This window comes from Streptomyces phaeochromogenes (assembly GCF_001418655.1).
Classification (GTDB): Bacteria; Actinomycetota; Actinomycetes; order Streptomycetales; family Streptomycetaceae; genus Streptomyces; species Streptomyces phaeochromogenes.
Genome location: NZ_LIQZ01000193.1, coordinates 1 through 25,728, shown reverse-complemented (window position 1 = coordinate 25,728; position 25,728 = coordinate 1). Strand labels below are relative to the sequence as shown.

The window sequence follows — 25,728 nt, the reverse complement described above, 5'->3', positions numbered from 1 at the left end:
GTGCAACGGGGGACGAACGTGGGATATCGGCCGACGGACTGGCATGTGCTGGACCTGGAGAAAGACCCGACGCCGGGCGATCCGGACCGGGTCAAGTCCTTGGCGAAGAGCCTGCATGACTTCGCGGACGATGTGCAGGATGCTCTGCGGCTGGTGAAGGGGATGGCGGAGGAGGATGCCGTCCTGACGATGGTGGGGAAGACCGCCGATGTGTTCCGGGATGAGTTCTCCGGGGTTCCGAAGAACTTGAAGAAGCTGAAGAAGTCGTACGACCTGGCCGGGGATGCCCTGGCCGCGTACTGGCCCGAACTCGAACGCGCCCAGGCCCTGGCCGACAAGGCCCTCGCCCAGGGGCGGGAGGCGCAGGCGGACCTCTCCTCCGCCAAGTCCCGTCTGTCGTCGGCCGATTCGTGGGTGACCCGGGCCAACAAGGAAGCGGACAAGTACAAGGACGATCCGGGGTCGGCGGGCAAGGACGTGCCCAAGCCGGACGAGGCCAAGGTCCGTGCCGCCACCCGCGATGCGCAGAGCGCCGAGTCCGCGCAGACGTCCGCCCAGTCGGATGTCACCTCCGCTTCCAACGCCCTCGACGCCGCGAAGAAGATGGCGGCGGACGCGCGCAAGATGCGCGAGGACGCGGCCGGGGACGCCAAACGGAAGCTCGACGAAGCCTCCGACGCGGGCATTCAGAACCGCAAATGGTACGAGGAGGTCGGCGACTGGTTCGTCGACAACTGGGACACCATCGTCGCCGTCTGCAAGGTCGTCGTGGCCGTTCTAGGCGTCATCGCGCTCATCATCGGTGGGCCGATCCTCGGCGCGATCGTCCTCATCGCCGCCCTCGTCGTCCTGGCCGACACCCTCAACAAATACATGAAGGGGCAGGCATCCCTATTGGATGTGGCCTTCGCCGCGCTGGACTGCATACCCGGCATGAAGGGCCTCACCACCCTCGGTGGACTCGCCAAGGGACTCAAAGGGCTCGGCAAGATGGGCCTCAAGGGCATGGCCAAGGCGCTGAAGGGCGGGCTGCGCCGGGGAGCGGACGACGCGGTGGGCGCGAGCAAGCCCGCCAAGACGCGCTGCAAGAACGGTGACCCGGTCGACATGGTGTCCGGCGAAATGCTCATGGAGGAAACCGACGTCGAGCTGCCCGGCCTCCTCCCGCTCGTTCTGCGGCGTATGCACCTGTCGACGTACCGCTGGGGGCACTGGTTCGGCCCCTCCTGGGCCTCCACTCTCGACGAGCGTCTCGAACTGGACAGTGCCGGCGCCGTTTTCGCGGCCGAGGACGGCATGATCCTGCTGTATCCCGTCCCCACACCCGGCGCCTCGGTCCTGCCCGTGGAGGGCCCGCGCTGGCCGCTGGACTGGGACGGCGCGCCCGGTGCCCCCATCCGCATCACCGACCCGGCCACCGGCCACACCCGGCACTTCGCCCCGCTCGGCGGCGCAACAGCCGCCGACGACGCCTTCGTCCTCCCGCTGGCGGCGGTGACCGACCGCGGCGGACGACGCATCGACTTCGACCGGGACGAGAGCGGCACCCCCACCGCTGTCCACGACTCGGGCGGCCGCCACCTGCACATCGACACAGAGAACGACCGCGTCGTCGGGCTGCGGCTACGCGACGAGGACGCCGGCCCCGAGGGCACAGTGCTGCTGCGCTACGGATACGACGCCGACGGGCACCTCACCGAGATCCGCAACTCCAGCGGTCTTCCGCTCAGGCTCACCTACGACGAGTGGGCACGCGTCACGTCCTGGACCGACCGCAACGGTTCCTGGTACCGCTTCACCTACGACCACCAGGACCGCTGCATACAGGGCGAGGGCGCCGACGGGTTCCTCTCCTGCTCCATCGCCTACGACCCGGATGCCCGGGAGACGCGCTACACCGATTCTCTGGGCCACACCGCCACCTACCGGCACAACGAGCGCCGCCAGCTCGTCACCCAGACCGACCCGCTCGGCAACACCACATACGCCGAGTGGGACGCGTACAACCGGCTGCTCTCCCGCACAGATCCGCTCGGTCACACGTCCCGCTTCACCTACGACGAACGCGGCAACCTCACCTCGGTGGTCCGGCCCGACGGTACTGCCACGACCGCCGAGTACGACGCCTCCAACCGGCCGCTGACGATCACCCTGCCGACCGGCAGCACGCGTGGGTACGCGTACGACGAGCAGGGCCACCCGACGGCGACGGTGGACCCCGACGGCGCGGTCACCAGGTTCGCCTACGACACCTCCGGCGGACTCCTCGGCGTCACCAACGCCCTGGGAGCGGCCCACCACGTCGAGCCGGGCCCGCTGGGCCTGCCCGTCTCCACCACGGCCCCGCTGGGCGGCACCACCCGCGTCGTCCGCGATGCCTTCGGGCGCATCACCGAGACGACCGACCCCACCGGCGCGAGGACGCGCACCGCCTGGACCGTCGAGGGGCGCCCCGCCGAACGGGTCATGCCCGACGGAAGCAGCGAGCACTGGTCCTACGACGGTGAGGGCAACACGGTCCGCTACACCGGCCCCGACGGCCGCGGCATCACCCACGCCTTCACCCACTTCGACCGGCCCAGCGCCCGCACCGACGCGGACGGCTCGACGGTGCGGTTCGTCTACGACACCGAGCTGCGGCTCACGTCCGTGACGAGCGCGTCGGGCGCAGTGTGGTCGTATGCGTACGACCCGGCGGGCCGGCTAGTGAGCGAGACAGACTTCAATGGCCGTACGGTCGCCTATACCTACGACGCGGCGGGCCGCCTGACCAGGCGCACCAACGGCGCCGGTGAGATCACCACCTACGTGCGCGACGCCTGCGGTCGAGTCGTCGAGCGGCACTCCGGCGACACGGTCGCGACCTTCACCCACGACGCCGCCGGCCTGCTGGTCGAAGCCGTCACCCCCGACACGGTTCTCACCTTCACCCGTGACGCGGTGGGCCGAGTCATCACTGAGGAGTGCAACGGCCGCGCCCTGCACACCACGTACGACATCCTCGGCCGGCGGGTGGAGCGACGCACTCCGTCGGGCACTGTCAGCCGGTGGGACTGGGACGCGAACAACCGTCCCGCACAGGTCCAACTCGCCGGTAACGCACTGTCTTTCGCGTACGGGGCCTCCGGGCACGAGACCGAGCGGCGCCTCGGCGAGACGGCTGTGTTGTCCCAGGAATGGGACGCGGGCCACCGCCTGACCAGCCAGAAGGTCACCGGGCAGGCCGCCCACGGCGCGGGCCCGTCCCCCTCTGACGAACCGCTGCTGCACCGCTCGTACACGTACGGGCAGGACGGCGGCCTGACCGCCATCGAGGACCAGGCCCACGGCACGCGTCGTTTCACCCATGACCGTCTCGGCCGAGTGGAGGCGGTCTCCGCCACCGGATGGTCGGAGCGCTACACCTATGACGCGGAGGGGAACGTCAGCCAGGCGGACGCACCCGAGGGCCCGCGGGGAGAGCGGGTCCACGACGGCACGCTCATACGCCGGGCCGGCCACATCACCTACATCCACGACGCGCAGGGACGCCTGGTCCGGCAGTCGCGCAAGCTGCTGTCCGGCGGCGCACGGGAGTGGACGTACACATGGGACGCGGAGGACCGACTCACTCACGTCACCACCCCGGACGGGCGCCGCTGGGCGTACGCCTACGACGGACTGGGCCGCCGCGTCGCCAAACGACTGCTGTCCGACGACGGCCGGGTGATCGAGGAGACCGTATTCACCTGGGACGGTTCGCACCTGGCGGAACAGAGCGACTCCGCCGACGGCCCCGTCAGAAGCTGGGAATGGGCCCCCGGCACCAACCGCGCGTTGCTGCAGTTCGACCAGGAACGAATAGACCAGGACGAGGTCGACCGCCGTTTCTACGCCATAGTCACCGACCTGGTCGGTACCCCGACCGAACTGGTCGACGAGGAGGGCCAGGTCGCGTGGCGGGCCCGCACCACCCTGTGGGGCGCGTCCTACGGCGGAGGGACAGACGCGCCGGGCAGTCCGGTCGACTGCCCGTTGCGCTTCCCTGGCCAGTACCACGACGCCGAGACAGGCCTGCGATACAACTTCCGCCGCTACTACGACCCCGAGAACGCCCGCTACATCAGCCCCGATCCGCTGGGCCTGGCTCCGGCGCCGAACCACTACGCGTACGTCAGCAACCCGCTCCGCTTCACCGACCCCTGGGGCCTGGTGAGCTGCGAAGGCAGCAACCACGGAATCAGCACGGAACGCGAGCACCACGTCGAGAGCCGGCACGGCCCAGGCGCGCAGGACCGGGTACGCGATGAAGCGGACCCTACAGGCCCGGAACCCTCGCTGCCCGGTGAGTTCTACGACGATTTCCTCTGGGACGGCGACAACTACGTGCTGGGTCGACGCCTCATGGCAGGCGTCGACGGAACTCCGGCCCTCCCCAACCCACGGGCAGTGGCCGGACAGGACAGCCACCTGCACCGCTTCGACCACGGCAGCCCTGTCGGAATCAACGGCAGCGGCCGGGAAACCAGCGTCGTCGAAGTCGTGATTCGCGATGGCGACATCCATACGGCGTATCCGGTGTGAGGGGGCCCGTGACGCAGTGTCCGGCACCGAAGAAGCCGCCGCCGAGGTTGAACCCCGGCGGCAACGGTTCTCGGCACAGGAGCGCAGCATCCGACCGTTGCGGAACCGAGCGTTCCCTGGGGCTTTCGTCAACCGCGCAGCAGGTTGCCGGAACCCACCTGGGCGCACAAAGGTGGCTCCGCTTCTCCCTCGTACGCCAGGTGAAGTTCACGCCGTGCACGGGTCGCCAGAACGTAGTACGTCATGCGTAGGGCGGCCGAGGTGGGATCAACCGCCGCGTCCGTATGTGTGTCTGGGATGACGACGGTGTCGAATCCCAGCCCTTTCGCGCTGGCCCGGTGGACCAGCACGATTCCAGGTCTGCCGAGGTCCAGCGTGCGGTAGCGGCTTTGCGCGGCTGGGGCCCGGGAGGTGTACAGCTGTGGCTTGAGCCATGGCGCTCTGCGCTCCAGGCTGCCGAGTAGAGAGAACTGAGTGTGAGTCGAGTTCACGATCACGCCGATGCTCTGCTGCGGATGCTTCTGCGCCAGGAGGATCAGCAGGTCGGCAGCGCCCCTGTGCGGCAGACGGTGTAGCCGCGGAGGCGGTCCTTCGCGTTCGGGTAGGGCAGGCATTCCGGTCCCCGTGTGGAAGTGTTCTGCGAAGGCCGCGATCTGGCGTGTGTTGCGGTGATTCCCGTCGAGTTCGTAGTGCGTGCACCGGCCCAGGCGCTGGGTGATCTCCGCGAGAGTGGAGTTGGTGTCGGTCAGGCGCTGGCACTCGTCGGCGTACACCGTCGTACGGGCCTGAAGCAGTCGGCAGAGGCGGTAGAACTCGGGCGGCAGGTCTTGGCCTTCATCCACGACAAGGGTGAGATCGGGTACTGGACCGGTCTCCGCGGCGCGGTCGTAGCACGCCTCCCAGTCGTACGAGTCGTCGCCGGTACGCGGGACTTTGCCGCCGTACCAGTTGGTGAGCCAGCCGTGTGCGGTCGCCACGCGTACACCGCGGTCCGGCGGACCCAGCTTGTGGACGACCGCGGCCAGTGACTGCCTCAGGAGGTTGGAGCGGGTCAGCAGGGTAACCGGGGTTCCCGTGAGAGCGAGCATCACGGCCCGTTGGGCGGCCAGAAGGCTCTTGCCGCTGCCCGGCGGACCGCTGACCAGGTGATTGCCGTCGAAAGCAAGCTCGTCGAGGGAGGCGCGCTGCTCCGGGAAGAGGTCGAGGTAGGTGAGTGTCATGTCTGCTCCAGAGCGGTGGCCGCGGCCGCACGAGCGGAGGCGACGATCGCCTCCAGATAACCGGGCACATGCTCGCCACCCACGACGAGGGCACGGTCGAGGAGTGCATTGCCGGTTTCACAGCTGGTCTCGGGGAGCAGGGCGCAGGCATGGCAGGCCGCGCGGTTGAGGTTGCCGAAGCCCTGGCCGGTGTGCTCGGCACAGAGCGGGTCGGCCGAGCACCAGGCGGCTGCCTCCGTCATCCGCAGCAGTGTCTCCGCCAGTCGCGGGGGCTCGCCCTGACGCACGAGGCCCCCGAGGGTGCCCTCAGCGTCTCCGGCGGCGGTGTAGACGAGGATGCCGTACTGGTCCTGCTCGGGCCGTGCGTAGATCCGTTCGCGCAGGCTCGCTGTCGTGTATCCGGATTCGAAGGAGAGCTGGCGGATCAGCAGATGCGCCAGGGTGTGCAGGAGGACGAATCGAGGTGCGAGTTCGGGTCCAGTGAGGGACTCCAGGCGGTCCTTCTGGAAGGAGCGGTCAAGGTCGGCGCGCAGGCCGGACACCCGCTGACATACCCTCCCATCGCTTTCCCATGAGGCTAGTTGGGTCCTGTCCAGGGTGAGGACTATCCCCTCACCGAAGACCTCCACGGCGGGCAGCCACCTCAGACGCCGCGCGGTGTCGGCAGGGACGACAGTGGCGTCTGGGGAGACCCGGGTGAAACCTGACAGGGCGCGTACCTCACGCAGTCGGTCAGCGAGGACAATCCTGCCGAAGCGGGCGCGCAGGCCCACCCAGGGTTCCTCGCTCTCGCCGTCCAGGCCGAGGGTGGTCTCGCGCAGTGCAAAGTCGCGAGTGGCGGGTGGGGCGGGCGCCGTGAACGCGGCCCACTCCTCCCGGCTCAGATCCGGCCGGGGAGGGGCGGCGGACGAGTCCCCGGCCGGCGCCGCGGAAGTCTGTCCGGTCTCCTCCGCGATGAGGGCATCGATGAGTTCCTCGTCGGCGCCGGTGTCCTCCTGGATCATCGTCCGGAACATGGCCGCGCGCGGCGTTCCGGCCACCCGGCACAGCGACACCCACAGATCGTGTTCCCGTACTCGTTCGGCAAGGGTGTTGTCGGCGTGGACCGGTACATCGGTCTCGGGAATGTCGAGAGCCGAGTGCATCACCGGGTAGTACAGGTTTCCCGCGGTGCGCTGCACCACCTGCACTGGCTTGACGCACTCCACGGCCTCGCTCGCCCGCTGCCATGGATTCCGTCCCGAGCAACGCATGCCATGTGTGCCGAGGATGTCCAGCAGATCGCGTGTGGCCCCGCAGCCTTTTGCCGTGCAGGTGATGGAGAGCGCTTCGAGTCCGGAGGCACGCTCGGAGACGAGGAAGCGCAGCTTCTCCCGTTCACCGCACTGACGCCGTTCGCCGGCTTCGCGTCGCGAGTGCGCCCAGAACCACCAGTCGATGTCGCTGAGGTGCCCGGCCGCGCAGATCTGCACGAACCGCATCGGCGCGAGTGTCCGGGCCGGAGAGCAGGAGGAACAGCGGGGCGGTTGGCCGGCCCTCTCGTCGGCAATGCGCCACCGCTTCATGCGCCGGCAGGCACCGCAGAACAGCCAGGAGGGGAAGCGGATGTACGGAGCTCCGGGCGCGTCCGGGGTGTCGTAGCGGTCGTTGGCCGCGGCAGGAGCGGCGTAGAAGCCCGTCACCCCGAGCCGCGAGGCGAGCCTGGGCGATTCGACCTTCTGCTTGGCACGGCTCGGCCAGTCGCCGATCCCGGTGGCCACGAAGGACTCACCCTGGATGTCGAGGACGGCTCCGACTCCGAACGGCAGCACTGTCTGTGACTGGCGTACCCGAAGTGTGCGGCTCACAGGTCGGCTCCCTTCACCATCACCGGGCATTCACGGTCGACATTGCGCATGGAGTTCGGTGTCTCCCACAGGCCGTAGTTCTGCTCGAAGCTCTTGATGAGGTTGGACTGTCCTTTGCCCTGGGTGCGGTAGTACAGCTCCCGGCCGTCTTTGCGGGCCTCCCGAGCAGCGTCCTCCCAGTCGGCGATGAGATCCGCCAACTCCTTCCGTACGGTCTCACCGGCGAAGGGTTCGCATACTTCGGCACGGGCCGCCAACTCCTCGACCAGCGCTTCCAGTTCGGGACCGTGGTCGAGCACGAGCCCGGCCTGGTTCTCGGCGGTGAGACCGAGCCGGTGCCGGACGAGGATGACGAGCGCGGCGTGCAGAGCACGGCGGCGTGACGGCACCGACCACGGGGTGACGCTGGTCGGTTCGACATGCCGGTAGAGGGAGCGGTGGTAGACGTCGAATGCCTCGTAGTGCGAACGGTCTCGCGGGCGGGTGGCATTGAAGAAGGTGACAACGAGGCCGGGCACGGAATGCCGGCCGACACGGCTGGTGGCCTGGATGTATTCGGCGGTGGTCTTGGGCTGCCCCTGCATGAGCATCAGTGCGAGGCGCTTCACATCCACGCCGACAGACAGCATGTTGGTGCAGGCCAGGAAGGAGACCATCTGCGGGTCCTGCCAGTGCTTCTCCAGCCGATCGAGCAGTACGGGCTGCTCCGCGCGCGGCAGATTACTGGTCAGTTCCTTCACTTGATGTTCAGTCAGCCCTCTTACGCCCACGCCGGATTCGAGCCCTGCCAGTTGCGCGGGAATGTCGTCGGCAGCGGCGGTGACGGTGCGGCCGAGTTCGCGCAGGCTGTGGTGGTAGGCGACCAGGGTCCAGTAGGCGTCCCGGTGTTCCTCGGGAAGTTCCCACGCGCCCTGCAGCATGGCGGCGGCGGTAGCTACGGCAGCACGACCGGCCGTGTGTCCCTGAGCCATCACTCCGATGTAGCGGCGGCCGGGTCTGGTCGTGTCGGGTTCGGCGAAGTACGAGTGGCGGGCGTCGAGCCCGGCGGGCGGGAACAGCTGGACGTCGCCGCCGTACAAAGCCCGGACCTGTTCACCGGACCGGCGGATGGTAGCCGTGGACGCTACGACCTTGGGTCCGATTCCGTCGGGCGTAGTGCACAGGCCCAGGACGGCTGCCTCGTAGAGGCCGACGGTGGTGCCGAGGGGACCGGTGAGCAGGTGCAGCTCGTCCTGGATGACGAGAGAGGGCGGCCTGTTTCCGCTCTCCGCGCCGAACAGCCGGCCCGCGCGGGGTTCCCAGGCCAGGCGGGCGAACTTGTCCACCGTGCCGAGTACGAAAGTGGGCGGCCGGTCGTAAAGCTGCTCGTCCACGACGGCGACCGGCAACTCGTCGTGGAAGGCGCACTCGTCACGCGGGCAGAAGAAGGCGAACGAATCCGCCGCGGCGCGCACTCCGTAGTCCGCGATGTCGGGCGACTTGCGGGCGGGCAGGATGCGGGTGCCGCACCACGGACAACGATCGAGGATGAAGACGTCGTCGGGGTGAGTGGCGGCGCGCTCACCGTCGAAGGCCGCGCGAGCCTTCTCGTATGTGTTCGGAGTGGTGGTCTCGCCCACCCACAGGCCGATCGAGAAGGGTTCCTGTCCGTACGTGGCCGGGTCGGCGCGGCGTTGGGTTTCGAGGGCGCAGATGGTGGTCGCCGCGCGTTGGAACTGCTGGGTGGTCAGCAGGCTGAGTGTGTAGCGGCTCAGTACCGCGGTGCCTCCCCCGTCGGGTTCGCGCCTGCGGAGCACCATGGCGAAGGCGGCGAGCAGCAGGTACGCCTCCGTCTTGCCGCCGCCGGTCGGGAACCAGATCAGATCGGTGGTGGCCCGGTCCTGGTGCCGGGGTTCCGCCACTCCGTCGAGGGCGAGCAGGAAGAACGCCAGCTGGAAGGGGCGCCAGGCCGCGTCCGTGTTCGGTTCGGGGTCGAGGAGTACGGCATCGCGTCGGGATCGGCGGGTTCCCGCCTGGTCCGGTGCGGAGTGGCGCATCTGCTGGGCCATGGCACGGTTGGCGGCGCGGAAGGCGTGCAGCAGTTCGGGGCGGCGTGGGTCACAGAGGGTGCGCACACCGGACTCGATACGGGTGACGGCGGCACCGATGCGGGCGAGAATGCGGTCGGCTGCGGCACGGCCCCATTCGGGAATGTCCGCATTCAGCTGCCCCACGTACCAGGCTCGGTAGTCGGAGACGAACTCTCCCAACTCTTCGCGAAGTTGGTCGACGGAGACATCGAGGTCGGCGAGGTGAAGGACGTTCAGGACCGGTGATCCCCTCAGGCCGGCCGCCCGAACGCCGCTGACCTCGGCTTCGGGCATGACGGCGGCCTTGAGGCCGGTCACGCGTCGGGTTTCCTCGTCGTACTGTTCCTCTACCGCACACCCATGACCAACGGCGTGCGTCCGCACATGCTCGTATTGCAGGCGCAGTTCCTGTTCCTCCGGGTCACGGCTGGCGAGCCGGACGCTCGGGTACTGGCGGATCTCGCCGTCCACGGGTCGAGCCTCCAGGCCGACCTGGAAGATCATCCGGTCCCACTGAGCGGCCTTCCCAAGGGCCTGCTCATGGAGGGCGATGTTGACCAGGGCGACTGTGACCAGTTGTCCGGTACCGAACTCGCGGCGCCGGACGCGGAGTTCGGCGCGGCCGTCAAGCACTGAAACCTGGTCACGGTCCGGCCCGAGCGTGTGCGTCTCGGCGGGCAACGGCACACGTTCCCAGCGCCGTCCGCGTTCGCCCGTGGCGGCGCGGGTCTGGTAGCGGGCTCCGGCGCAGCCGATCTCGATGGTGGTGGCATCTGTGTAGAAGCTGAAGCCGAGCGACGAGGGGAGCCAGGAGTTCGACTCGGGAATGGGATCAGCGGCGGGGGCGGTGTCCTCAGCCGCGCCTTCTGTTCCTGCGCCGTCCAGTTCCTCCGCAGCAACATCCAACTGCCGTTGCAAGTCCGCCTCTTGCGGGTACAGCGTGCCCATGAGGTACTGCCGGTCGGGCGGGGCGTCGAGCGTTTCGTCCTCGCCTCCGGCAGGACCGACTAGTTGCCGGTGCAGGTAGGCGACGAGTTCCTGTCTGGGGTCCATGGTGTTCCTCAAGGGGGACGCGGGGAAGTGCGCGAGTACGGTTCAGGACCGGGGATGGTGGTCCCGGAGCGGTGTGCTGGTGGCAGCTCCCCACTGCTCGGCGAGCTGCTCCTGCAGTTCCGTGATGCGGGCCCAGGCATCGCGTTCGGTCTGGGCTGTGCGCTGCTCGGCCGCCTCCGCCCGTTGGTGGGCTGCCTCAAGGGCAAGGTCCCGCTCGGCAAGCAGGGACTCGGCTTGGCGCAGTTGGGCTTCGAGGGCGGCGAGGCGTGCTTCCGTGTCTTCTCGGTACCGCCGCAGTCGCTGGTCCGCAGCGTCTGCCCGCTGCCGCTGGACCAACATCGCGACGCTGCCGGAGTCGGGGTCGTCCGCGTGCTGTGCCGTTTCCTCCGCATGCTCGGCCCGGCGGAGTGCGGCCCGGTGCGCCTCGCGGTGCTCCTCCTTCAGCCGCGCAACACGTTCCTCGCTCTCGGCGCGGACGTGTTGTTCGCGACGGAGCAGGGACCTGTCCGCGCGGCGCAGCAACGCCTCTTCCAGGGCGTCGAGTTCCTGTTCGGTGTCCGCGCGGGCGGCGGCGAAACGCGCTTCGGCGGCCTGCCGCTCTTCGTCGAGCTGTTGCCGGTGTTCCTGGCGCAGCCGTTCGACGTACGTCTCGTGCGCTTGCCTGGCTTCGGCCAAGCGCACTTCGACTGAAAGCTCTTCGTGGCCCGCGGTCTTGGCGTGGTCGGTCGTCTTCACGGCGTGGTCCATCTCGACGGCGTGTCCTGTTGTCTCGGCGTGAGTCACTTCCTTGACCTGGGCCGCTTCCTCGGCCCGGTCCGCCGCCTCGGCCTGGTCCGGCGGTCGTTTCGCGGTCGCGGCGAACTCCCGTAGCGCGTCGCGCGCGGCGAGACGCGATTCGCTGTGCACCAGCGGTTTCTTGGCCAGATAGGCACGAGGTGTGATGCCGACCAGAGCCTCGGACGGCCGCTCGAAGAAGTCCTCCGGCCGCTGCCCGGACTCCCCCACGACGTCGAAGACGCGCCGCAACACCTCCAAAGCCGCAACCATGGAGCGGTCGATCGCCTCGGGTTGCCAGCCCACACGCGTCACGAGGTCTGCGGCGGACTGTCCGAGCAGCACCGTCAGCTGCAGATACCCGACCGAGACCAGCGCGTACTCGGCGAGCCAGGCCACACCCTCGGCCGGCGTCGCGGCCATGCGCCGGGCCTCGTCCCAGTCTGATGTGTGCCGGCCCACGGCGGTCGGCTGCGGCACCTCATCCGTCTCGACCGCCGATACGGATCTCTTGGACGAGACATCAGTTCCCGACGGGCCCTCCACAAGGCGTTCCGCACCGATCGCGAACGCGGATTGCGGGACCGCGTCGACGACCTGTGCAGGGCTCTCTGGATCAGGCGTGAGCAAGGAGGAGTCCTCAACCGGGACGGCAGGAACCGGCGCATCCCACGTTGCCGCCTCGGATTCCGAATCCGATGCCGAATCGGTGCACTGCCTCGACTGCCCGCGCGGCACAATGATCGCGGCCTGCGCCCGCGCCGCTCTCGCCTTCCTCTCCGCACGCCGGGCGACTCTCGCCCGACCCTCGGCCCCTTCCGTTCCTTGGGTCTGCCTTTCGTGTTTTTCGGTCTCGTCGTGCAGCGCCTCTTCCGTGACGAGAAGTCCGGCCATCCGCAGCCTCTGCCTCAACGCGGGACGGAGCTTGACCTCAAGCTGTCGAATGCGCTCCCGGGTCACCCCGAACTCGCGCCCCAACTCGTCCAAGGTCGAGGGCTCGGCCCCGTCCAGCCCAAGGCGCCGTACAAGAATCCGGTGATCTCGTCCGCCGAACGTACTTACGACATCCATGACCCGTCCCACGACCAACGTGTCCAGGACCACGTGTTCCACGGACGGCAACGGCCGCAGTTGCCCGACGAAGTCACCGAGCGTCACCCCGTCGCCGACGACACGGTCGAGCGAGTCCGTGCGCCGGCTCAGCCGTCGGGCCTCCTCCACCTTCACCAGGCTGACATCGCACAGCACCGCCACATCGGCGACGCTCGCCGGCCTGCCTTGCGCGAACAGACTCTGTTCCGCCTTCGCCACCTTGCGGATGTGCTCGTGCATATGGACCGGAATCCGGATGACGGCACCCTCGTCCGCGATGGCCCGGGTGATGGCCTGCCGGACCCACCAGGTTGCATACGTCGAGAACTTGTAGCCCTTGGCCGGATCGAACTTTCGCGCGGCGGTCATGAGGCCGAGCACGCCGTGCTGGAACAGGTCGTCGTACTCCAGCCCCTGTTCCAGGTGGCTCCGCAGCAGCGAGTGGACGAGCCGCTGATTGTGCAGGACCAAGCAGTTCCGAGCGCGGATTCTGATGTCGCCGGGCGGCAGCCCGCTCAACTCTTCCTTCTCCGGCTCGCGCGCGACCATGTTCGCGCCGCCTCGCACAAGAACGCCGAGTCCCACCTCCGCCTCGGCGTTCAGGAGGCGGTTCTCCGGGCGGAGTTGGAAGCGATCCCCCTCCAGCACGGCCAGCGCCACCGCCACAGCGGCGGCAAAGTCGCCCGCTTCCATTTTCGGCCGGGGCTCCGGACCTGTCGGATTCGACGGATCAGTCCCCTCGGGCGACGGGTCCTCCACCGCTCCGACAGCCACTTCGTCAGCCTCGACTGCGGCCTCCCGCACCCGGGCCCCGTTCCGCAACGCCGCGGCTTCCCGGGCATCCAGCCCGGCAAGCCGAACCAGGCCATCCAAGACCCGCGGCGTCACATATCCCTCGGCATCGACGTAACGCGAGAGCAGCTCCTGTACCACCCCGACGCAAGGGAACACATTTTCTTCACGAATTCGTGCAACCTTTTCCAGAGCCCCGCCGTCGGGGTCTGTGTGCACGCGCTTCCCCTGTACGGGCAGCCCCAGTCGGGCCAGCTCGTCCCGCAGCCGATCCCGCTCGCTGTCGCCGAGCGCCAGTACGCGTGCACTCTCCGCGAAGACATGTTCCGGAACCACCCCGTCCACCGCTGCCCGCCGGAGCCGGATCAGCAACTCGGCCAGAGCAGCCTTCATTCCGGGCGCGCCCGTCCCATCGACGGATTGAGGCCTCATTCGCCCACCCCCACCTCATGTCACGGAAGACATTAGAAGTGGCACGTTGACGATGTCAACAGACTGAACACATATCAAAAATAGAGCCAATCGTGTACCGTGACTCTGCCGCATTGTTCCCCTGCGACGATGGGCGGAGCGGCAGCAGGTCAGGGGGTCGCGTTCTGGTGCGGGACCGCGGGCAGAGGACAGAGGAGCGGCAGTGAGCCACGAGCTGGTCGACGGCAGATTCCGTATCGGGCAGGTGATCGGCAAGGGCAACATGGGAGAGGTCCACCGGGCCGAGGACCTCCAGGCCGCCGAGGGCACCCCCGAGCGGAAGGTCGCCGTCAAGACCATCCTGCGCCGCCGGACAGGCACCCAGATCGACACGAGCGCCGACCCCAAGGCCGCGCAGCGCTTCGCCCGCGAGGTGCGCATCATGCGCCGGCTCCAACACCCGAACCTCACGCGGCTCGTCGCCGGTGGCGTGGCCGAGAGCAACGGCAACCTGCCCTACCTCGCCATGGAGCTCTTGGACGGCGAGACGCTGCGCGACCTCATTGCAGAAGAGCCCCAGCTCCCGGTGTCGTGGGCCGCTGCGATCGGCGCCCAGGTAGCCGACGGCCTCGCCGCCGCCCACACCGCGGGCATCGTCCACCGCGACCTGAAGCCCGCCAACGTCATGCTCACCCAGGGCGGCACCGTCAAGGTCCTCGACTTCGGCATGGGCCGCATCGTCGACGACCCCGACGAGGCCCGGCTGACAAGCACGGGCGTCAGCGTCGGGACCGCTCGTTACATGGCCCCCGAGCAGTTCGAGGCCAAGCAGGTCACGCAGGCCGCCGATCTGTATGCGCTGGGTTGTGTGTTGTACGAGATGCTCGTGGGCGTACCGCCGTTCACGAGCGAGTCGCCGTACGAACTCGCCCGCAAGCACGTCGGTGAGGATCCGACGCCGGTAGCCGTGATCCGCAGTGCTGTCCCGGTGGAGCTCTCCCGACTGGTCGACCGGCTGCTCTCCAAGGACCCTGCGGAACGCCCAGCGGACGCGGTGGCGGTCCGTGACGCGCTGTTGCCGCTGGTCTCCGCGGACGAGGACTCTTCGCAGTTGCCGCACTGGAGCGCGCTGGACCCGACCCGGCCCCTGCGCGACTCCCTCACGCCGGCCCCTGCCGCGACCACTCCGCAGCCCACGCCGGTGACCGCCGCCTCCGGCACAGCGATGGACGTCTTCGGTGTACACGAAAAGCTGATCGCCGACTACCGCTTGTTCACCGAGGGCGGCACCGTCATCCGTGACGACCGCATCGCCGGATTCGTCGAGGACGACCTCGACAACAAGTCCCAGTGGCCGAACCCATGGCTGTCGCTCAACCCGTTCTTCCAGAGCGGGGGCACCGTGGTCGAGCTGGCCGGGAAGAAGGTGCTGCACGACGAGTGCGCCCGCATCTTCCAGGCGAAGAAGACAGAGGGCGGCACGGTCCCCGACGGCCGCCCGCTGACCCTCCATCAGCACCAGCGGGAGGCCATCGACGCGGCGGGGTCCGGTGCGTCATACGTACTGACGACCGGTACCGGCTCCGGCAAGTCACTCGGCTACATCGTCCCGATCGTGAACAAGGTGCTGGACGAGCGGGACGCAGAGGGGCCGAACGCCCGGAAGCGAGTACGCGCAATCATCGTGTATCCGATGAACGCGCTCGCCAACAGCCAGCTCAAGGAGCTGGAGAAGTATCTGCGCGACGGCTACGGCGCGGGTCGTGAACCGGTCACCTTCGCCCGCTACACCGGCCAGGAGGATGACGAGAAGCGCAGGGAGATCCGTAAGAACCCGCCGGACATCCTGCTCACCAACTACGTGATGCTCGAACTGATGCTGACCCGCCCGGACGACCGGGCCAGCCTCATCCGCATGGCGCGGGGCCTGGAGTTCCTCGTCTTCGACGAGCTGCACACCTACCGCGGCCGCCAGGGCGCCGACGTGGCCCTGCTGATCCGCCGGGTCCGCGAGGCCTGCCAGGCACAGAACCTGCAGTGCATCGGTACATCGGCCACCATGTCTACGGAGGGCACGGTGGAGGACCAGAAGAAGGTCGTCGCCGGCGTGGCGAGCACTCTGTTCGGTACGGAGGTCCGGTCGGAGCACGTCATCGGCGAGACCCTGGTCCGCGCGACCCGTGAGACGCCCGACACCGTCCCCGCCGAACGCCTCAACTCCCCCGCTGCTCCACGCGCGTACGACGATCTCGTGCGTGACCCCCTGGCCCGTTGGATCGAGACACGCTTCGGCCTGGCCACGGACGATGACACGGGGCGTCTGGTTCGCCGACGGCCGACCAAGATCGAAGTCGCGGCGAAGGAGCTGCACGAGCAGTCAGGCGTCGACGAGGAACAGTGCGCAGCCGCGATCCGCGCCACTCTGGAGGCAGGTTCGCAGGCGCTGCATCCCGTGACCGAGCGACCGCTGTTCGCGTTCCGGCTACACCAGTTCCTCTCCAAGGGTGACACCGTGTACGTCACCCTGGAGGACAAGCTCTCCCGCCACCTCACTCGCTCCTACCAGCTCGAACAGCCGGGCAGCGGCGGCAAGTTGCTGATGCCCCTGGCGTTCTGCCGGGAGTGCGGACAGGAGTACCTGACGGTGTGGCGCACGGAGAAGGACGGCGACGTCCGGTACGAGGCGCGCCGGGACACCTCCGCGACAGGCGGGCGGCAGGGCGACGGCTATCTGTACGTCGACCACGAGCGGGGCTGGCCGACCAATATCCAGTACGCGGTGGACGACCGCCGACTGCCCGAGTCCTGGCTGGAGTTGGACGACAAGGGCCAGGAGGTCGTGAAGAAGTCGTACCGCGACCGGGTGCCGCGTGCCGTCACCGTCGACCCGCTCGGCCACGAGGGCCAGGGCGAGCTCCAGGCAGCGTTCATCCCGTCCCCGTTCCTGTTCTGCCTGCACTGCGGGGTGGCGTACGAGCAGACTCGCGGCCGGGACTTCGCGAAGCTGGCGACGCTCGACCAGGAAGGCCGGTCCTCCGCGACCTCGCTGATCTCGGCCTCGGTCGTTCGTTCACTGAAGTCCGTGCCGGCGGAAGCCCTGGACAAGGAGGCGCGCAAGCTCCTCACCTTCGTCGACAACCGCCAGGACGCATCGCTCCAGGCAGGTCATTTCAACGACTTCGTCCAGATCACCCAGCTGCGCGGCGCGCTGCACCGGGCGGCGCTGCACGTGGGCGAGAACGGCCTCCATCACGAGGAGCTTGCCTCCGCCGTGACGACCGCACTCGCCATCGATCCGGTGGACTACACCGGCGAGAGCGACCTGCCGCCCTCGCTCGCCCGTAATGCCGCGAGCACGCTCCGCGATGTGATCGCGTTCCGGCTCTATCTGGATCTGGAGCGCGGCTGGCGCATCACCATGCCGAATCTGGAGCAGACGGGCCTCCTGGAGATCGACTACGACGACCTGGACTGGGTTGCCGCGAAGCAGGACCGGTGGGCGGGCACGCACGAGGCCCTGCGCGACGCCGATCCGGCGCTGCGGGCCGAGATCATGAGGGCGCTGCTGAACGAGATGCGCCGCTCGCTCGCCATCGACGTGTCGTACTTCCGCGACGACTCCTTCGACTCGCTGCAGCGGGCGAGCGAGGAGCGATTGGTGGACCCGTGGGTGCTGTCCCCCACCGACAAGCCGCGGGTCGGCACCGCCTATCCCCACCCGTCCCGTCCGGGGATGGACCGCTCGGGCCTGTTCCTGTCCGCGCGTGCCAAGTTCGGCAAGTACCTGGGGCGCGCGGACCGGTCGTTCAAGGAGCTCGAACAGGCCGATCTGCAGCTGGTCATCAAGGAATTGCTGGAGGTCCTGGCCAAGGCCGGTCTCGTGAAGGAGGTGGAGGTCGCCCCGCAGCGCGCGGGCCGCTACCGCAGGCCCACCACCCCGACCGCGGTGGGCTACCGGGTGGCCGCGCAGTCGCTCGTGTGGCGGGCGGGCAAGGGTGAGACGGGCACCCACGACCCGCTGACGCGCACCTACCAGAGCGGCGACGGACCGCGCGTCAACACCTTCTTCCGCAACCTCTACAAGGACGCGGCGGGCGCACTGTCCGGCCTGTTGGCGCGCGAACACACCGCGCAGGTCGCGCCGGCGGAGCGGGAGAAGCGCGAAGAGGCCTTCCGCAAGGCCGAGTTGAAGCTCCTCTACTGCTCGCCGACGATGGAGCTGGGCGTCGACATCTCCTCGCTGAACGCGGTGATGATGCGCAATGTGCCGCCGACACCCGCGAACTACGCGCAGCGCTCGGGCCGTGCCGGCCGCAGCGGGCAGCCCGCACTGGTCACCACGTACTGCGCAACGGGCAACAGCCACGATCAGTACTATTTCCGCCGCTCGGAGCGCATGGTGGCGGGTTCCGTCGCCCCGCCGCGTCTGGACCTCGCGAACGAGGATCTGGTCCTCTCCCACCTCCAGGGCATCTGGATCGCGGAGGCGGGCCTGAAGCTGGGCCGTTCCATCCCCGAGGTACTGGACGTGTCGTACCCGGAATCGGGTGAGCGTCCGAACCCCGCTCTTGAACTGCTCTCCGAGATCCAGGCGGCCTCGCACGACGAGAACGCCCAGCGTCGCACCATCGATTCCGCGGTGCGCGTCCTCGGCCCGCTCCTGCCCGACTTCGTCGAGACGACGTGGTGGCACGACGACTGGATCCAGGACAAGGTCCGGACCGTACCCGAGCGGTTCGACGACGCCTTTGGCCGTTGGCGACAGCTGTTCCGGGCCGCGCTCGACGACCAGTACATCCAGAACAGGCGCCGCCTGGACTACAGCCTCACAGAGGGCGACCGCATCCGGGCCAACGCCCGCCGCCGCGAGGCCGAGACCCAGCTGAACCTGCTGATGAACGAGAGCGTCGACAGCAAGTCCGTCCTCTCCGACTTCAACCCGTACCGCTACCTGGCGTCCGAGGGCTTCCTGCCCGGCTACAGCTTCCCCCGGCTCCCACTCGCCGCGTACATCCCGACGGTCGGCCGCCGCCGGGGTGACGGCGACTACCTCCAGCGCCCGCGTTTCCTCGCGATCCGCGAGTTCGGCCCCGGCGCGCTGATCTATCACGAGGGCGCCCGTTACCAGGTGACGCGGATCCAGCTGCCGCCGGACTCGTCCGGCGACCTGGCGACCAGCGAGGCCCGCCGCTGCGCGCAGTGCGGCTACCACCACGACCCCGAGGAGCGTCAGGACCGCTGCGAGATGTGCAACGAGCCGCTGGGCTCGGCAACGTACGGCCTGCTGCACCTGCACACCGTGTACACGACGCGTCGCGAGCGGATCTCCTCCGACGAGGAGGAGCGGCGCCGAGCCGGCTTCAAGCTGGAGACTTCGTACCGCTTCCACGACCACGGCATCCGCAAAGGCCGTCTGAACGCGACCATCGCCGATACCTCGGGCGGACAGCTCGCCACGATCGCGTACGGCGACTCGGCGACCGTCCGGATCACCAACACCGGCCGCGTACGCGCCAAGAACGACGAACCGGCCGGCTACTGGCTGGACCTGGCGGACGGCCGCTGGATGAACGACAAGGACGCCTCCGACGCGTCCGGCGACTCCAGCGAACTGCCGGTCATCGACGCGGACGGCAACGAACGACGCCGCAAGAAGCGGGTCATCCCGTACGTGGAGGACCGCCGCAACATCCTCGTGGTCACCCTCGACGAGCCGCTGCAGGAGCCGGTCGCGCTGTCCTTGATGTACGCGCTGGAGCGGGGCATCGAGGCCGCGTTCGAGCTGGAGGACGTCGAACTGTCCAGCGAGCTGCTGCCGCCGGACGACGGCCCGCGGGGACGCATTCTGTTCACGGAGGCCGCCGAGGGAGGCGCCGGTGTGCTGCGACGCCTCCAGGCGGAGGAGGACGCACTGGCCAAGGCGGCCCGGTACGCACTGTCCATCTGCCACTTCGGCCCGGACGGCAAGGACGAGGGCGATGAGGAGCACCGCCCTGGCCGGGCCTGCGCGCTCGGCTGCTACGAGTGCCTCCTCACGTACGGCAATCAGCTCAACCACGCGCTGATCAACCGACACTCCGTGAAGGATCTGCTGGTGCGGCTCGCCTCGGCGAAGGCCCGGCGGGAGTCCCGCGGGGAGTCGCGTTCGGAACAGTACCGGCGGCTGCTGGACCAGTCCCCCGCCGAGCCGACCCCCGTCGAGGCCTCGGCCGCCGAACTGGCCGCTCGGGGCGACTTCCTGGGCTGGGCGAAAGCGCGCGGCCTGCGGCTGCCGGACGAACCAGGCGCATTCCTCACCGAGGCGAACGCGACGCCCGACTACGTCTACCGGCTGCCCGGCGTGAACGTCGCCGTCTTCGTGGACTCGCCGGCAAAGGAGCAGGATGCCTTCCGCGACGAGGACGCCGAGGAACGCCTGTTCAACGCCCGCTGGGACGTCGTCCGCTTCTCGGAGGGCGCCGACTGGGACGCCATCGCCACCGCCAACGTCCACTACTTCGGCTCCCCGGCCGCCGGCTGACCGCCTTCCCAGAGAACCTGCCCAGAGCATCAGAGGCCCAGAGGACCAGAGGATTTGACAACCGACATGTCCCAGACTTACGCCACCGGTTCCCTGGTGAAGGCCCGAGGCCGCGAGTGGGTGGTGCTCCCGGAGAGCAAGCCCGATCTGCTCGTGCTGCGCCCACTGGGCGGCTCGGACGACGACATCGCCGCCGTGTTCCCGGCGTTCGAGACGGTGGACGAGGCCCGATTCGCGCCGCCGGAGCCCGGCGACCTCGGCAACCAGCGTGCGGCGGGCCTGCTCCGCACGGCGCTGCGCGTCGGCTTCCGTTCCGGCGCGGGCCCGTTCCGCTCACTGGCCGGGATCGCGGTGGAGCCGCGCGCCTATCAACTGGTACCGCTCCTGATGGCGCTGCGGCAGAAGACGGTCCGCATGCTGATCTCCGACGACGTCGGCATCGGTAAGACGATCGAGGCGGGCCTGGTCGCCAGCGAACTCCTCGCGCAGGGCGAAGCGACGGGCCTGGCGGTGCTCTGCTCACCCGCGCTCGCCGAACAGTGGCAGCAGGAGCTGCGGAGTAAGTTCGGCATCGACGCCGAACTGGTCCTGTCGTCGACCGTCTCGCGTCTCGAACGTCGCCTAGACCTCGGCCAGTCTCTTTTCGACAAGTATCCGCACGTGATCGTGTCGACGGACTTCATCAAGTCCCCGCGCCACCGCGACGACTTCGTACGCCACTGCCCCGACCTGGTGATCGTGGACGAGGCGCACACATGTGTGGCCGCCGACGACACGACGACGAGTACGCAGAACCAGCTCCGTTACGAGTTGCTGCGCCGCGTCGCCGAGGACGCCACCCGGCATCTGCTCCTCGTGACGGCGACCCCGCACAGCGGCAAGGAGTCCGCGTTCCGCAATCTGCTGGGGCTGGTCAAGCCCGAACTGGCTTCGGTGAGCCTGGAGTCGGAGTCCGGCAGGAAGCTGCTGGCCCAGCACTTCGTGGCGCGCAAGCGGGCGGACGTACGCCAGTACCTCACCAAGGAGGATGGCCTCAGCGACGACTCTCTGGCCGAGCGCACCGCCTTCCCCTCGGACCGCTACTTCAAGGACGAGACGTACAAGCTGTCCTCGGAGTACCGGGCCCTGCTGGACGACGCGATCGCCTACGCAAGCGAGCGGGTCGAGGAGGCGGGCGGCCAGGGCAGGCGGGAGGCGCGGATCGCGTGGTGGTCGGCGATCGCGCTGCTCCGGTCGCTGGTGTCGTCGCCGCGGGCCGCCGCGAAGACCCTGCGGACGCGATCGGCGGCGGCGATCGCAGCATCGGCGGAGGAGGCCGACAAGTTGGGCGCCCCGCTCACCAGCGACGCGGCTGACAGCGACTCCATGGAGGGCATGGACGTCGCACCGGGCGCGGAGATCAACGAGGACGACCCTCGCTCCCGTCTGGGCGAACTCGCCGACCGCGCCCAGGAGTTGGAGGGCCCCGCCAAGGACCTCAAGCTCAAGGCGCTCATCAAGCACCTCAAGGGGCTGCTGGCGGACGGCCACAACCCGATCGTGTTCTGCCGCTACATTCCGACCGCCGAGTACCTCGCCGAGCAGCTGGAGAACGACAAGGACAGCGGCAAGCGCGGCCCGCTCGGCGCCAAGACCGTCGTCAAGGCGGTCACCGGCACGATCTCCCCGCAGCAGCGCATCGAGCGGATTGAGGCGCTTGCCGTCGAGGCGGGCGATGACGCCGCCGCGCGCCGCGTCCTCATCGCCACGGACTGCCTGTCCGAGGGCGTCAACCTCCAGCACCACTTCGACGCCGTCGTCCACTACGACCTGGCCTGGAACCCGACCCGCCACGACCAGCGCGAGGGCCGCGTCGACCGCTACGGGCAGCGCCGCGACCAGGTTCGCGTCATCACGATCTACGGCGACGACAACGGCATCGACGGCAAGGTCCTCGAAGTCCTGATCAAGAAGCACCGCCAGATCAAGAAGGATCTCGGCATCTCCGTCTCCATCCCTGACGAGCTGTCAACGGGCGTCACGGACGCGATCGTCGAATGGCTGCTGATGCGCGGGCGCGAGGGCCAGCAGAACACCCTGTTCGGCTCCGAGGCCCTCGACACGGCGGCGGGCAAGGTGGAGACCGACTGGAACTCGGCGGCCGAGCGCGAGAAGGCATCGCGCTCGCGGTTCGCACAGCGGTCGATCCACCCGCAGGAGGTGGCCCGCGAGGTCGCCTCGATCCGGGAGGCGCTGGGCGGCGCGGGCGAGATCACAACGTTCGTACGGGAGTCGCTGGATGCCCTGGGCGCGGTGCTGCGCGGCGGCGACGAGGACTTCACCGCTCAGGTGGGCGGCACGCCCATCGGCTTGCGGGACGCCCTCGCACCGGCCATAGGCGCGGAGGTGATCGAGAAGGACCGCCCGATCCCGTTCCGGTCGGATCCAGCGGTGGCCCGCGGCGAGGCGGCGCTGGTCCGCACAGACCCGGTCGTCGGCGCGCTCGCGTCCCACGTGCTGAACGCCGCGCTCGACAAGGACGCGCCCGGGGCCCGTCCGGCCCGCCGCTGCGGCGTCGTCACGACGGACGCGGTCGGCACGATGACCACCCTGCTCCTGGTCCGCTACCGCTTCCACCTCACGCTGCCTTCCCGCAGCGGCGACAAGCAGCTCGTCGCGGAGGACGCCCGGCTGGTGGCCTTCGAGGGCTCTCCGAAGAAGGCCGTCTGGCTGCCCCCGGATCGGGCCGCCGAGCTGCTCGACGCGACCGCGTCCATGAGTACGCCGCCGCACTTCGGCACGCGCACGATGACGCGCACCCTCGACCAGCTACTCCCCGGTGTGAAAGACCACTTGGAGGCGTACGGCGAGGAACTGGCCGCCGACCTCGACGCCTCGCACCGGCGGGTGCGGGCCGCGTCCGGTGAGATCGTCCGCGGTCTGTCCGTCACGGCCCAGAAGCCCGCCGACATCCTCGGCGTGTACGTCTACCTGCCCACCACCGCTGCCACCGCCGCGACTGCTCCGGGAGTGTCCGCCTGATGTCCGCCACCACCCGCCACCAGGTGTTCACTGCGGTCCACACGGTCGGGGGGCTGCTGCCGGCCGACATGCTGTTGCGGATCTCCGAGGGCAAGGTCACCAAGGACCTCAAGGGTCTCGCCCCTGCGGACTACCGCATCCCGGGCTCCCGTTCGGTACGCGATGAGGCGGAGCGGCAGTGGGAGAACCTGAAGTCGCTGTGGCGTGAGCTGCGCGAGAAGCTGCCCCCGGAGCCGGAGTCGTCGGTGCGCCCCGACAGCACCGGTTACGCCCGCGCCAACTGGGTGGAGCCGCTGTTCGACGCCCTCGGCTTCGGCCACCTCGCTCCTGTCGGCGACGGGGAGATCGCGGCCGACGACGGCACGAAGACGTTCCCGATCAGTCACCGGCGGGACAACACGCTGGTCCATGTGACGGCGTGGAACGTCAAGCTCGACAAACACCAGGGCGCGGGTTCTCCGGCTCCGCAGTCGTTGTTGCAGGAAGCGCTGAACCGAACGGACGCGCACCTGTGGGCCCTGCTCACCAACGGCCGTCAGCTGCGCCTGCTGCGCGACTCCAACGCGCTGGCCACCACGTCGTACGTCGAGTTCGACCTGGAAGCCATCTTCGACGGCGAGTTGTTCAGCGAGTTCGTCATTTTGTACCGGCTGCTGCACGCGTCTCGTTTCGAGAGCCCGCAGGGCGGCTCCCAGTGGACGTGCTGGTTGGAGGTGTGGCGGGACGCGGCGATTCGTCTTGGCGCGCGGTTCCTCGACGACATAAGCGTAGGCGTACGGCTGGCTATCAAGGAACTCGGCACCGGCTTCTTGAAGCACCCGGCCAATGGTGTCCTGCGCGAGAACTTCGACCGCGACACCTATCACAAGGCGCTGCTTCGACTTGCCTACCGCCTGCTGTTCCTGTTCGTCGCCGAGGACCGGGATGCGCTGCACCCGCCGGAGGCCGACCCGCAGGCGCGCAAGCGGTACGCCGACTACTTCGCGACGGCCCGGCTGCGGGAGCAGTCCCGCCGGCGGCGGGGTACGTCGCACTCGGACCGGTGGGAGGCCCTGCGCCTGGTACTGGCGGCGCTCGGCAACGAGGCGGGCCGCCGGGAGTTGGGCCTACCGGGCCTCGGCGGTCTCTTCGACCCGACCCCGACGGACGCCCCGCTGGAAGGCCTCTCCCTGTCCAACCAGCACCTGCTGGCGGCTGTGAAGCACCTCGCCGTCGTCCATGACACTGAGGCCCAGCGCTGGCGGACGGTGGACTACCGCACGCTCGACGCCGAGGAACTCGGCGCGATCTACGAGTCGTTGTTGGACCTGGTCCCCCAGGCCGGCGCGGACCGCACCTTCGAGCTTGTGCCCCGCGCGGGCAACGAGCGCAAGAAGACCGGCTCGTACTACACGCCGAGTTCGCTGGTCGAGGTACTGCTTGACTCGACCCTCGATCCCGTGATCCAGGCGGCCCAGGAGCGAGGCGAGAAGAAGGCGGCGGTGGCCAAGCAGTCGGGCGCGGACGCTCGGGAGACCATCGTCGCCGAGCTGCTGTCCCTGACCGTCTGTGACCCGGCCTGCGGCTCCGGCCACTTCCTCGTTGCCGCCGCGCGACGCATCGCGAAGCGCGTGGCGGCGGTGCACGACCAGACGCCGGAGCCCACGCCGGAAAGTGTCCGGTCCGCCCTGCACGAAGTCATCGCGCGGTGCGTGTACGGCGTCGACCTCAACCCGATGGCTGTTGAGCTGGCCAAGGTCTCGCTGTGGATGGAGGCGTTGGAACCGGGGAAGGCGCTCGGCTTCCTCGACGCCCACGTGAAGCTCGGCAACGGGCTGATTGGCGCGACCCCGGCGCTCCTGCGAGGCGGGATTCCGGACGCGGCGTTCAAGGTCGTGGAGGGTGACGACAAGTCGGTCGCGAACGCATGGCTGAAGCGCAACAAGGAGGAACACCAGGGGATCGTGACGCTGGATGCCGAGCTGGAGGAGTCGGTGAGCGTCACGAACACGACGTTCGGCTCCGAGTTGCGCAACCTCGTGGAGAAGTCCCCGACGGACGAACTCGGGCAGGTCCGCAAACTCGCCGAGCGGTACCACGCGTGGGAGAAGTCCCGACCGTATACGGATGCCCTGAAGATCGCGGATGCCTGGTGCGCCGCATTCATGTGGGAGAAGACGGAGGATGCGCCGCTGCCGGTGACTCAGCGGGTCTTTCTGTCCCTCCAGTCGGCCGAAGGGGTAGGTGCGTTGGAGGAGACGCATCGGGAGGTCGAGCGGCTGAGTGGGGAGTACCGGTTCTTCCACTGGCACTTGGAGTTTCCGGATGTCTTCAATGTGCCGGAGGATCTGACGGCGTCGGGGGTTGATCCGGTTACGGGGTGGGCG

At 68.8% G+C, this 25,728-nt stretch carries 8 protein-coding genes; 4 read left to right on the top strand and 4 right to left on the bottom strand.

The features are described 5' to 3' along the window. Positions 1 to 18 precede the first annotated feature (18 nt). A complete protein-coding gene (locus tag AOK17_RS53625) occupies positions 19 to 4,563 on the top strand; it encodes an RHS repeat-associated core domain-containing protein (RefSeq protein ID WP_157881390.1) in 4,545 nt (1,514 codons plus the stop codon). A 128-nt stretch (positions 4,564 to 4,691) separates the two neighbouring features. On the opposite strand, the gene AOK17_RS25845 is transcribed toward AOK17_RS53625, so the two are convergent. The 4 genes from AOK17_RS25845 to AOK17_RS25830 are packed head-to-tail and all read right to left on the bottom strand — an operon-like array spanning position 4,692 to position 13,803. Beyond that, a complete protein-coding gene (locus AOK17_RS25845; protein WP_055614944.1) occupies positions 4,692 to 5,783 on the bottom strand; it encodes a DEAD/DEAH box helicase in 1,092 nt (363 codons plus the stop codon). Beyond that, positions 5,780 to 7,630: a DUF1998 domain-containing protein gene (drmB, locus tag AOK17_RS25840; protein ID WP_055614943.1), complete on the bottom strand. Its 1,851-nt coding sequence runs from the start codon at positions 7,628 to 7,630 to the stop codon at positions 5,780 to 5,782. Before drmB ends, AOK17_RS25845 begins: the two co-directional genes overlap by 4 nt. Beyond that, a complete protein-coding gene (locus AOK17_RS25835) occupies positions 7,627 to 10,752 on the bottom strand; it encodes a helicase-related protein (protein WP_055614942.1) in 3,126 nt (1,041 codons plus the stop codon). Before AOK17_RS25835 ends, drmB begins: the two co-directional genes overlap by 4 nt. A 42-nt stretch (positions 10,753 to 10,794) precedes the next feature. Next, positions 10,795 to 13,803: a sigma-70 family RNA polymerase sigma factor gene (locus AOK17_RS25830; RefSeq protein WP_055614941.1), complete on the bottom strand. Its 3,009-nt coding sequence runs from the start codon at positions 13,801 to 13,803 to the stop codon at positions 10,795 to 10,797. 241 nt (positions 13,804 to 14,044) lie between these two features. Between AOK17_RS25830 and AOK17_RS25825 the strand changes: the two genes are divergently transcribed. From AOK17_RS25825 to AOK17_RS25815, 3 genes are all read left to right on the top strand, one after another. Then, the gene (locus AOK17_RS25825; protein WP_055614940.1) at positions 14,045 to 20,341 is read left to right on the top strand and encodes a protein kinase domain-containing protein; all 6,297 of its coding nucleotides are present in this window, start codon (positions 14,045 to 14,047) and stop codon (positions 20,339 to 20,341) included. A 66-nt stretch (positions 20,342 to 20,407) separates the two neighbouring features. Further along, on the top strand, positions 20,408 to 23,362 hold the full coding sequence (locus tag AOK17_RS25820; protein WP_055614939.1) for a DEAD/DEAH box helicase: 2,955 nt from the start codon (positions 20,408 to 20,410) through the stop codon (positions 23,360 to 23,362). Continuing rightward, positions 23,362 to 25,728, top strand: a 2,367-nt coding sequence (locus AOK17_RS25815) for a DNA methyltransferase (protein ID WP_245697344.1), incomplete at its 3' end; no start/stop codon positions are given. The genes AOK17_RS25820 and AOK17_RS25815, both read left to right, overlap by 1 nt.